This window comes from Savagea faecisuis (genome assembly GCF_042675605.1).
Lineage (GTDB): Bacteria > Bacillota > Bacilli > Bacillales_A > Planococcaceae > Savagea > Savagea faecisuis.
Map to the genome: position 1 here is coordinate 1 of NZ_JBHTJF010000003.1, position 11731 is coordinate 11731.

General features: G+C 37.3%; 10 protein-coding genes and 1 pseudogene. 4 read left to right on the forward strand and 7 right to left on the reverse strand.

Features of this window, described 5'->3' with window-relative positions:
• The first annotated feature begins 18 nt into the window (after nucleotides 1-18).
• Nucleotides 19-1578 (forward strand): IS21 family transposase, encoded by a 1560-nt coding sequence (istA, locus tag ACFQ0V_RS01060; protein ID WP_381008853.1) that lies wholly within the window; start codon nucleotides 19-21, stop codon nucleotides 1576-1578.
• A complete protein-coding gene (gene istB, locus ACFQ0V_RS01065) occupies nucleotides 1575-2294 on the forward strand; it encodes an IS21-like element helper ATPase IstB (RefSeq protein ID WP_331640958.1) in 720 nt (239 codons plus the stop codon). Before istA ends, istB begins: the two co-directional genes overlap by 4 nt.
• 295 nt (nucleotides 2295-2589) lie before the next feature.
• On the opposite strand, the gene tndX is transcribed toward istB, so the two are convergent.
• From tndX to ACFQ0V_RS01080, 3 genes are all read right to left on the reverse strand, one after another.
• Nucleotides 2590-4191 carry a site-specific resolvase TndX gene (gene tndX, locus ACFQ0V_RS01070; protein WP_002324544.1) on the reverse strand — a complete coding sequence of 534 codons (1602 nt, stop codon included), beginning with the start codon at nucleotides 4189-4191 and terminating at the stop codon, nucleotides 2590-2592.
• Between the two features lie 617 nt (nucleotides 4192-4808).
• Complete coding sequence (locus tag ACFQ0V_RS01075; protein WP_002334012.1) at nucleotides 4809-5039, reverse strand: helix-turn-helix domain-containing protein; 231 nt, start codon at nucleotides 5037-5039, stop codon at nucleotides 4809-4811.
• Nucleotides 5036-5461: an RNA polymerase sigma factor gene (locus tag ACFQ0V_RS01080; protein WP_002324547.1), complete on the reverse strand. Its 426-nt coding sequence runs from the start codon at nucleotides 5459-5461 to the stop codon at nucleotides 5036-5038. The genes ACFQ0V_RS01075 and ACFQ0V_RS01080 overlap by 4 nt, the downstream gene beginning before the upstream one ends.
• A gap of 501 nt (nucleotides 5462-5962) precedes the next feature.
• On the opposite strand from ACFQ0V_RS01080, the gene ACFQ0V_RS01085 reads away from it, so the two are divergent.
• Nucleotides 5963-6316 carry a helix-turn-helix domain-containing protein gene (locus tag ACFQ0V_RS01085; RefSeq protein ID WP_002324548.1) on the forward strand — a complete coding sequence of 118 codons (354 nt, stop codon included), beginning with the start codon at nucleotides 5963-5965 and terminating at the stop codon, nucleotides 6314-6316.
• A gap of 58 nt (nucleotides 6317-6374) precedes the next feature.
• Here the strand turns inward: ACFQ0V_RS01085 and ACFQ0V_RS01090 are convergent, their stop codons facing one another.
• From ACFQ0V_RS01090 to ACFQ0V_RS01105, 4 genes and pseudogenes are all read right to left on the reverse strand, one after another.
• Complete coding sequence (locus ACFQ0V_RS01090) at nucleotides 6375-6569, reverse strand: cysteine-rich KTR domain-containing protein (protein ID WP_011860842.1); 195 nt, start codon at nucleotides 6567-6569, stop codon at nucleotides 6375-6377.
• 95 nt (nucleotides 6570-6664) lie between these two features.
• A complete protein-coding gene (tet(M), locus tag ACFQ0V_RS01095; protein WP_011860841.1) occupies nucleotides 6665-8584 on the reverse strand; it encodes a tetracycline resistance ribosomal protection protein Tet(M) in 1920 nt (639 codons plus the stop codon).
• Between the two features lie 15 nt (nucleotides 8585-8599).
• A pseudogene (locus ACFQ0V_RS01100) lies at nucleotides 8600-8653 on the reverse strand (hypothetical protein); the annotation flags it as partial.
• Between the two features lie 500 nt (nucleotides 8654-9153).
• Complete coding sequence (locus ACFQ0V_RS01105) at nucleotides 9154-10431, reverse strand: IS110 family transposase (RefSeq protein WP_381008857.1); 1278 nt, start codon at nucleotides 10429-10431, stop codon at nucleotides 9154-9156.
• Nucleotides 10432-11098: 667 nt separating this feature from the next.
• On the opposite strand from ACFQ0V_RS01105, the gene ACFQ0V_RS01110 reads away from it, so the two are divergent.
• Nucleotides 11099-11587, forward strand: a complete 489-nt coding sequence (locus ACFQ0V_RS01110) for a GNAT family N-acetyltransferase (protein WP_381008859.1) — start codon at nucleotides 11099-11101, stop codon at nucleotides 11585-11587.
• Nucleotides 11588-11731: the final 144 nt, after the last annotated feature.

Below are 11731 nucleotides of genomic sequence, written 5' to 3' on the forward strand. Positions count from 1 at the left end.
ATAGATTATCTCGGATAGGTGGGGAATTTTAAACCGTTATTATTGAGGATTTTAACACCGATATTCACAGCCGAAATTAATTATATCAGATACGAAACGAATACCAAAGGAAAATCCTATTCATCTGTTGCCAAACAAATGAATCGGGATCGCAGAACTATTAAGAAATATGCAGAACAAGACGAGGTACAAATTCAACAACCGTTTAAACAAAAAAGAAAAGCACGTGTAATGGATCCAGTAAAACCAATCATCGATCAATGGATTCGAGAAGATATGAAAAAGAAGAAGAAATTTCAACGTACCGCTAAGCGAATGTACGACCTTCTGGTCGAACAACATCAATTTACAGGGTCAGATCGTTCTGTACGAGCTTATGTAGCTAAGAGAAGACAAGAGTTATTAGAAGAAAATCAAGCTGCTTACTTACCGTTAGAATCAAGAGCAGGAACTGCCCAAGTTGATTTTGGAGAAGCACCTTTTCTTTATGAAGGAAAAGAAGTCGTGCGTCCTTACTTAGTATTATCTTTTCCCTATAGTAACTCATTTTTATTTCAAGTTTTTCCGTCTCAAAATCGAGAATGCTTTTTACAAGGACTCGCTAATATGTTCAGTGAATTACAAGGCGTTCCACACACGATTCGATTTGACAACTTATCACCTGCGGTGAAAAAAGTATTGCCTCATGGAGAGCGGGAATTGACAGATGAATTCCAACGCTTTGTTTCACATTATGGGTTTCAGTATGAATTTTGTAATCCGAATAGTGGGCATGAAAAAGGACATGTAGAATCCATGGTGAAGTATATTCGCAACAACTACTTACTGCCAGCTGTCTCTTATCATGATTTTCAATCCTTACATGAATTGACCATCCAGTGGAGCATAGAGAATCGCCAACGCGAGCACTATGAAAAGAATTTGCCAATTGCCGAACTCTATTTGGCAGATCAGGAAAAGTTTCTACAACTCCCTGGAAAGCCTTTTGAATGCGTACGTTTCCTTTCATTAAAAGCAGATAAATATGGTTTTATCCAAATTGAGCAGAAAAAATATTCTACTTCTCCACGCTATGCTCGTCAGGTTGTCATTGCAAAAATTGGTTATGATCACATTATTTTATTTAATGAAGAGCAAGTTGAAATCGTGAAGCATAAACGCTTATATGGTGCTGAAGAGATGAAGTCTATGAATTGGCAACCTTATCTACACATGATGGCTAAAAGGCCGAATGCCTTAAAATACAGTTCATTTTACGACGAACTTTCAGAAAAATGGAAAAAGTATTTACAGGATTGTACGATATCAGAAAAGAAAGCAGCACTTTCTTTACTCTCAAACCTTTTAAAAGAACGAGATTTTACTTTAGCCGATCAAGCCTTAGATGTCGCTTCAGCTCATGGCCATCATCCTACAGCGGCAGCGATTGAACAAGTTTTTTATCAGCTCGTTAATGGCCGAGGAATTCGGGAAACTTTGCCGAATTCTCATCTATCTGTCACTATTCCGCCTTCGGCGGAGCGAGGATTAGATCACTATGATCAGCTTTTCGCTATCCAAGGAGGTGGTACGAAATGAGAGAACAAATTGAAGAATACGCAAAACGATTAAAATTGAGTTGGATTCGTGAGCATTATCATGAGGTTCAAGCTGATAATCATGAAGCTTTCCTGCTTGAAATCTTTCGACAAGAAATTAAACAGCGTGAGGAGCGTAAGCTTAATTTATTAATTAAACAAGCCGCTCTTCCTGACACTATGCACCAATCATTTGATTGGGTGAATCTCCACATGAACGGAAATCTATCACAACAGGAAGTACTGCAGGGGCAATTTATTGAGAGAAAAGAAAACTTGATTTTATACGGTGGTGTTGGAGCTGGAAAGACGTTACTGGCTTCTACAATTGGCTGGAATGCCCTACTCGAGCACCAATATAAAGTACGATTTTATACCGTCGCACAGCTCGTCAATATTTTATTAGATGCCCATGAAAAAGGAACAGTGGGACGACTTTTGAAACAAATTGAAAGTCTAGATCTTCTTATTTTAGATGAATTAGGTTATGTTCCTTTGCATAAACAAGGAGCAGAGCTCCTCTTTCAAGTGATTAATTTGTGTTATGAGAAGAAAAGTTTAATCGTGACGACGAATTTACAGTTTGGACAATGGAATCACATTTTTGGAGATCCTATTCTTACCGAAGCTGTCATTGATCGGCTGATTCATCATTCACATTTGATTGTCTTTAATCGTGAAAGTTATCGTCACAAAGAATCTTTAATGAATCAATAAATTAAGGGGGTGGCAAGCGGCTACATATTTAATTGCCGTTTCGAACATTTTCTAGTTGCCAAATACAGAGAAGATGTGTAAGCCGTTCTTACATTAGTGATTTTGCTTTCCTGATGCCAGTTCAACAATCCTTTCATTCAACGTTTATTTGTCATGTTGAATTTTCAATTTATGTTTTAGGGTTTCTAAATTGAATTGACTCTAAGAACATTTTTCGTAATGCTTCCAAATTGACTACCGATTGGATTATTGCCTACATATACGAAGCGTTCGCCCATTTCCTTCAGAGAATGTATCAATGAGACACTGCTAGAAACCTATAATTGATTTCTACTTTTTGAGTACGTTCTTTACCGATTCCCTCTGCTTGATACACGTAAATTGAATCAATCAGCTCACACAGCATAGAACGGTTTAACTCTGTAACATCTTTGTATTTACTAATAGTTTCAAGGAATCTATCCGTACCCTGTACTTTCTCCTCTTCGGATTTTATTTTTGACTTTAATTCTCTATAGCTTTGCACTACCTCTGCTTGTTCAGTTTCATAGTTCATAGACATTTTAGAGAATCTTTCATCAGTTATTTTCCCTAAAGCATTTTGCTCTATAAGTTTGGTAAAAATACTGTCTATTTCATCAATCCGTTTCTCTAAGGAAACTAATTCTTGGTTGAATTGATGAATCTTCTGACTTCCGCTCGTTTCACTTAGCTCTCGCATTTCTTTGATAAAATGGTCTCCTAGTTCTTCCATACTATTTACATGATTTTTAATATCATTTTGAACAATTTCATATAAAGCTTTGTATGAAATTGCGTGAGTAGTGCAAAGTTCGGTATTTCTTGCGTATGTTCTGCAACGGAATCTTGGTTCATTTCCGTTTGGATTGGAATACGCTAAATTTCTTCCACAATCTGGACACTTAACCAATCCCACAAAGATATTGGGTTTCCCTGTTTTGTTAGGCTGTTTCTTTACACTAATAAATTTTTGTACTATCTCAAAAGTTTCCTTATCGATAATAGCTTCATGAGTATTCTCAACCACTATCCAATCTTCTTTTGGCACAGGAACGATTTTCTTGTTCTTGAATGATTTGGTTTGTGATTTATGAGATACCATGTGTCCTAGATAAACTTGATTTTCCAAAATCATCTTAACATTCTTTCCAACCCAATCAGTAGGAAACGTAAATCCTTTGCTTTGCTCCAAAATCCCTTTTTTCTTTGCTCGATAGGCTCTAGGAACTAAAATTCCATCTTTACAAAGTATCCTTGCGATTTGATGTGTACTTGTACCTTGTTGTGATAATTCAAAAATCCGCTTCACAATCGGCGCTGTTTCAGGGTCAACAATCAATTTCTTTTTGTTCTCTGGGTCAACTAAATAACCATAAGGAGCAAATGCACCTGTAAAACCGCCAGTCAAAGCTGTTGTTCGTATTGAACTACGGATTTTCTTTGATATATCACGAGCATAATATTCGTTCAAGACAGATTTGAAGGGCATAATTTCGTTATCATCTTGTGCAGTATCAACCATATCATTGATAGCGATAAAGCGAACATCTAAATCTGGAAAAACTTCTTCCACATAGTACATGAATAGTGCATTGTTCCGTCCTAGACGTGACATATCCTTGACCAGAACTACATTAACTTTTCCTGCTTCAATATCTTCAAACATTCGATTCAATGCAGGTCTGTTAAAAGTTGTTCCGCTGAATCCATCATCAATGTACTCATCATATACATAAAACTTGTTTTCTTTCGCATATCGCTTCAACATTTCTCTTTGATTAGCAATGCTATTACTTTCTTTGTCCAACCCATCATCTCGTGAAAGGCGAGAGTATAATGCAACTTTTTCTTTATTATTTGCTTGCTGTTTTAACAATGTAAGCTCCTTTCCACAGCAAACAAACAACTCATATCCATTCCATTATACCACGCCCTCATAGGGGTTTCAGCTATTTATTTGACTGTTTTAGTGTCATTTAACGACCTGTCCTACCTCATTTTTTATCAATCTCTTTATAAGATGTTGAAGTGTTACAGCTCCTATAAATTTTGAAATCACATAAAATTTTGTATTATCAATACACATAGTTTTATTTTGACTATTCTCTTGCATAGCTTCACCTCACTTTGTTGCAAAGATAATCACGGTTATACTGCTTCTACATAAAACAGAAACAGCATGGAGTTTTACAAGCAATCGAACAGCTTTAGCAAAGCTCACGGGAATTTCACCCTTGCACGGTTCTCGTCCAACTGTACTCATTGCCTGCGACGCTTTGAACGCTCGGACTGTGACTGTACAGGAGTATCATTATCACGATAGGAATGTCTTCGCTGGCAATCCTGCTAAAGATTGCTTCTTGGATCATTGACTGAATCGCTCGCTATCTTTAGGGGATAGGTCATGGCGGTCAGCTCCGCTGGCTCTTTTCTTATCGAAATGTATTCGACTGCTATTATTCAGTTTTCAAGGAACAAAGAAATAGGGCAGTGTCACTCAATTTCAAATGACAGGATTTTTGTAATCAGTCTGGTTTCCATTCGTCCACGTAAAACTTCATCAACGACCATACTTTGATTGCCATACTCATCTTTCATCAGTCTAAGAGAGCGTTTTGTAATGTACCCTCTGTAATGATGAAGAATCTGGTTAATCGCTTCTGTATCGCCATCACAAGCCCTTACAATCATTGGAAACGGAATTCTGGAATATTCTTTTCTCATTCTTCATTTTCCTCCTCCATAAACTTCTTGATTAAGTCTAGTCCACTGGTTCTATGTCGATAGACAGTAGAGCGGTTCAATTTCAGTAAATCCGCTATTTCTGAATCACTCATGTCCATAAAATAGAACAGCAGTAGGATTTCACGCTTCTTGTCTGGCAATTCTTTTAGTGCTTCACTCAATAAATCATTTTCGATACCAACAGAAATATCATTGAGCGTAAAAATTTGAAAATCAGATGAATAGCTGTCTGTCGTTGCAAACTGATTGACGAGATAATCGCCAATATCCGAAAAGGACACTTCACGCTTTGCCAGCCTTGAAAGATAAAGGAAATAATTCTTCCGCTCGTCGTCCATAGCTCGCATACAGATAAAATCAAACTGATGTTCAATTCTCTCTTGAAAAGAAGATGGTTTCATGTTTCTCACCCCCTTTCTTTGGAAAGGAAGTGAGCTTTGCTCTTTTATCTCCTTTCACTCTTACTCCCAATGTGAAAGGGCGATTTGTTGCATTAAGAATTGAAAAAACATTAAAAAATATCCAGAGATACAAAAAAAGCACATAGACAGATTGATTTCTCTGTTTATATGCTTTAATTATTCTTGTTATATGATGTATAAAACCACATCGATAGACGTATTTGTCTATTGCTGGTGGATAACTTTTTTTGATAACAACCTAGGAATCAGACTATATGTAATATATCTCATGGCGACGTTTATCTCCATTAAACCGCCATTTGAAAGTGAGATTTATATTTTTACAGCACGAATAGCATTTCCAAACAACGGTTTTTTTATTGAAGTTGAGTAGTGCTTTTAAGAATGTAATTTAATAGGAACTGAAAAACTATTTAACACGTTTTTCTATACCTGTTTCAAATTCAACAGGAACAGTAAAATGTATAGAGGTGGTCTATTATGCGTAAGAAAGAAGATAAATTCGATTTTAGAGCCTTTGGTTTAGCAATCAAAGAAGCTCGAATGAAGCGAGGTTTAACTCGTGAACAAGTGGGAGCATTGATTGAGATTGACCCACGTTACCTAACTAATATTGAAAATAAAGGGCAACACCCAAGCATACAAGTCCTCTATGACCTTGTATCATTACTTGATGTGTCCGTTGATGAGTTTTTCTTACCTCATAATGATCTGACGAAAAGTACCCGAAGATTACAGGTAGAAAAACTACTGGATAACTTCACAGATAAAGAACTATCGTTGATTGAAGCCTTAGCTAGTGGTATCAATGAATCAAGAAACATCAAAAACTAATCATAATAACAATACATAAAACAGAAAGAGCCGATAAAATGAGAATGCTAATCTCAGATTATCGGCTCTGCGTCTTTGCGTCTGGCTCTGTAATCACAGTTAACTTGAACTGCTTTATATCAACTAAATTTTCCTGTCTACATTTAGGACAATAGAGAGGAAAGTTCTTCAATTCAGTATCTTCCCTTATTTTCAAACGTGTTTTATTTCCACAGATGGGACACAGTACCCACTCACAGTTTATAATAATTATCTTCTCCTTTACATTTAATTCAAATCTGTATTAAAGAATATTTCATCTCGTTTCGTTTAACAAGAAGCCACATTTATATAACAATATAAAATGTGCTAAGTTATTTTATTGAACATATATCGTACTTTATCTATCCGACTATTTGGACGACGGGGCTGACAAACAGATTCACCAGTAGTAACATAGTACCCTTTTAACTCTGTTAAACAAACGCTACGTCCATTTGTAAAGAAAGTTAAATCATTACGATATTCTTGAATACACCGAGCAGGAATTTCTCCACTAAGAATGACCTCATTATTTTTCAGTTGAGTGTCTACGATGTTCGCACAATATTTAGGAGCATCGTTATATGCTCGTGAAAGATATTCTTGTGGTGCATAAATTTTAAAACTAAGATATGGCTCTAACAATTCTGTTCCAGCTTTTTTTAAAACTTGTTCCAATACAATAGGAGCAAGCATCCGAAAATCTGCTGGGGTACTAACAGGGCTATAGTATAAGCCATACTTAAAACAGATTTTACAGTCCGTCACATTCCAACCATACAATCCTTGTTCACAGCCATATCGTATCCCTTCCATAACTGCATTTTGAAACGATTGATTTAAGTATCCAAGAGAAACCGAGCTCTCATACTGTACTCCGCTCCCTAATGGAAGCGGTGCTACAGAAAGACCAATGGAAGCCCAGAAGGGATTCGGTGGCACTTCGATGTGAATGGTATACTCTGCTTTTTTTAACGGTCTTTCCATATAAATGACTGTAGGCTTTTTTATTTTTACCTCCACATGATACTTTTCTTGCAATAGAGCACAAGTCACTTCCATTTGTACTTTCCCTAAGAAAGAAAGTATGATTTCATGTGTCGTAGAATCCACATAATATTGTAGAAGCGGGTCACTGTCGGAGATTTCTAAAAGTGCATCAAGTAACATTTCCCTTTGTTGAGGTTTGCTCGGTTCAACAGTTGTTTGCAGCAGAGGGAGCGGATTTTCAATTCTCTCTCTCTGTGGCAATAGCTTTGTATCTCCAAGAACACTATTTAGCTTCAAAAACTCATTTTGCAAAATAACAATTTCCCCGGAATAAGCCTTATCAATTTTACATAATTCACCATTTATTGAAGTATACATTTCTGTAATTTTTATTTTTTCCTTTTCCGATATTCTAACCGAATCCCGCAAATGCAGGATTCCGCCATAAAGGCGTACATATGCAAGACGTTGTCTTTCTTCCGAATATTCAATTTTGAAGACATTTCCGCAAAGTTCAGACTTCTTTCTGTATGTTGATGAATAAAATTTATTCGTTATCACTTCTATAAGCTGCTCAATCCCTATGTTGCTTTTTGCGCTTCCATGATAAACAGGGTACAAGGAGCAATTCTGAAATCTTCTGATTTCCTCTTGTTCGAGTTCTAATATCTCCAATGATTTCCCAAGTGTATATTTCTCCAAAAGATAATCATTTCCTTCTATTACCACATCCCATTGCTCAGGTTCCGTACAGCTCATCACACACATATTAGGGTGCAGCTCTACTTTCTGTTTGATTATAATTTCCATAGAAAGTTTCTCTTTAATATCTTGATAAACCGTTGATAAATCAATCCCATTTTGGTCAATCTTATTGATAAAAAAGATTGTGGGAATACCCATTTTATTTAGTGCATGAAATAATATCCGAGTTTGTGCTTGTACTCCATCTCTCGCAGAAATTAGTAGGATTGCCCCATCTAAAACTGATAACGAGCGATATACTTCTGCTAAAAAATCCATATGTCCTGGAGTATCTATGATATTTACCTTAATATCTTTCCACTGAAAAGAGGTTACTGCTGTCTGAATTGTAATTCCTCGCTGACGTTCTAAAAATGTAGTATCCGTTCTTGTTGTGCCTGTATCCACGCTTCCTGACTCCGCAATCGCTCCACTAGTATATAGTAAGCTTTCTGTCAAAGTAGTTTTTCCTGCGTCAACATGAGCTAAAACACCTATATTAATAATTTTCATGTGATTTTCCTCCATTCAAAAGCCAAAAAGGCATAAAAAATCCCAGTGACAGATACTCTTATCACTGGGTACAAAAAACTAATCCCTCCTAAAAAGGGACATCTAATTATTTGTTCCCACTATCAAATTGACAGTTTATTTAAGAATACCTTGCCGCATATTTATTAACTCCCTCTATAAATGTTGATGTATCAATGGCTCGCGCCATTTTTGAGCGTCAAAAAATATTTTCTCAACTCGTACATCTATCGTTATTTTGTAATTCTTGATTTTTCTTACATTTTTTTCGTACGCTTCGCTAAAGGAGGAACCATTAACTGGTAATCATTCTCCTGATCCAGTGCAGTATATCGATGCACTTTTGGATCTCTGCGTTGCTTATGATGACGGACCCTCCCATGTCTCTAGGCGTCTGATTGCGCGTACATTCCTTCGTTCGGTCTATTCATAAGGCAGAGGCTGGCGATGCTCCTTTAGGGACTCGTTTGATTGGTCATCAACGGTCGGATGGTGAAAATAATGCCGGCTTCTCCGTGTCATCCTCTTGTTTGGACTTCTGATGGGTACGCTTAAGCAGCCGTTTGAAGACTGGCGAAATCGTTCATCATTTGGTGTTCGTTAAACATTGTTTTCTTTTTGCACAAGGCATGTAAAATCTTTAGTAATTTCCCACATAGCACAACGATTGATTGCTTCTTTCGGAGTGGGTTTTTGGTGCGTGTTGTGTAATATTCATGGTATTGCTTAAAGGCTGGATTATGCAAGATGATCGGCATCATGACTCGGAATAAGAGGGCGCGAAGTTTGCGTCTTCCTCGTTTGGAAATCCGTTTTTGTCCTTTTTGTTGACCCGAAGAGTTTTCACGCAATGTGAGTCCCGCTAGTTTAATTAATTGGCGTGGATGTGCATATTGTGTGAGGGAACCAACTTCTGATAGTAAATCGACAATGGTTACGTCTCCGATTCCTGGTACCGATGCTAAGTATTCATAATCCGTCATTTGTTTCGCGAGCTCGATTAATTGAGCCGTTAATTCGTCCAGCTGGGCTTGCATCAATTTGACTTGGGAAAGCAGTGTGGCGATTTCAAGTTTGGCCATCACGACACCATCTGTCAGTCCGATTGAGTTTTGCGCAACCTCGACTAATTGTTTTGCCTTTGGTAGTTGAGGACTTTTCATCCCGTCTACTTGGCGGTATAAAAACAGTAGCTCTTCGGGTGTTTTCCCTTTGATATCCGATGGTAGTGGGGTCATTTCGAGCACCGCATAAGCCATTTTCCCGAAGCTTTTAAATACGTGTGTAAACTCTGGGAAGAAGCGATCTAACCAACGAATCATGCGATTTTGAAGGGCATTTAAATCTTCTTGAATTTTCGAACGCAGCGTTGCCCCGTTACGGAGTTCTGCTTCTACACCATTCAAAATCCGTGGATAACTAAAGCGTCCGTCTCGCATTAAACGAGCAATCACAAGTGCGTCTTTTTGGTCATTTTTCGTTTGTAGGTTATCGTCGAGTTCTTTCGAGCGATTGACGTGCATCGGGTTGACCATCACAAATGGAATCCCGTAGTGCGTTAAAAATGCGGCTAAATTCATCCAATAGTGACCAGTTGGCTCAAAACCAACAAGGATTTCTTGTTTTTCATGCGTGGCTTTTAACGCGAGTAAACGCTCATAAAAGCCTTCAAATCCACAGCGGGATTGCATGATTGGAAATGATTTTTGGAGCACACGGCCGCGATCATCGACAGCACAAGCGAAATGTTTGTGTTTGGCGATATCGATACCGATAACGAGTGTATTTTCAGAAACTTGATTAATTTTTTCATTCGTATTAGAATTCATAAGATAGAGTCCTCTCGTAGATGTATTGAGTCAATTTTCCGGTTGACACTCATGCATCATACTAGAGGGCTTTTTTGTTTTCAAGTCCCTGAAAATGTTTCTAACAGGAATGCTCCTTTCATGTAGAATATTCAAACTAAAATTAAAATTTTGTTAATTTCGAGTTAATACTGTGAACTACCCACCACTTAGTTAACCTTACGGTCTACTTGAAGTGGGGGCTTCTCGCTTCCACGAACATAGCTTGCAAGCAAGTCTTATGTGTTCTCCACGAGCGTGAATTCGGGGCATTCCAACCCTACTGATACGCAATGTTTTTAGTACCTTGGATATTTTACGCATACGAGGGGCTTGGTTTTCGCTCTTATTTCCGTATGCAACTCCATATATCCAGTTGTCAAAGAACATTATGTCTATATTTTACCAAATTCTTTGGCTAAAGCCAACCGAAATTCATCTCCCACCTACTCATTGGTGCTATTCGCACCTTCACACTCCTTGAGGATGGGAGACTTCTTTCGGAAATCCGTTAAATATGAACATTATTGGAATGGATGTCAATAGGCTGGATACTTTATGAATGGATGTATCTTCAACGAAAGTTGTGTACGTTTTGAAGAGCAACGATACAATGAGGAAGAGGAATTTTTAATGGGAGGGAATGTTGATGGAGATTTGTAATATGACACAATCAGACATAGTAGACGTGAAAAAGATTGCAACTCGTAGTTGGCATAGTACGTATAAAGGAATCATACCGATTGACGTACAAAATAATTTTTTGGATATGGCATACAGTGTGGAATTACTGCAGGAAAGATTAACGACTTCGCCTTTTTATATCGCTAAAATAGAAGATAAAGTCGTAGGGTTTGCTAATTTTTCAAACAAACATGAAAATGGGGCTGTTGAATTATTCGCCATTTACTTAAATCCCTCTCATCAAAATAAAGGGATTGGATCGGCATTGCTTCTGCACGGATGTCAGCAGTTACAACCTCATCATGTGTATGTCAATGTAGAAGCTGAAAATGAAATAGGGAAACATTTTTATTTAGCGAAGGGGTTTGAGATGATTGAAGAATTTGATGACAATTTTGAAGGTCATCTATTAAAAACAATCAGAATGGTTTTGGACCTCAAACATTTATCGTAAAAAAAGTGATCGTTAAGGGGTTATAAAAATAAACATACCTTCTCATTTATTTTGCATGATGTCATGCTACTGATTCCAATAAATGAGAAGGTTTTTTCTGTTTTTTGGACGTCGTACCGTATTGAAACATGTCTTAAACTGAAT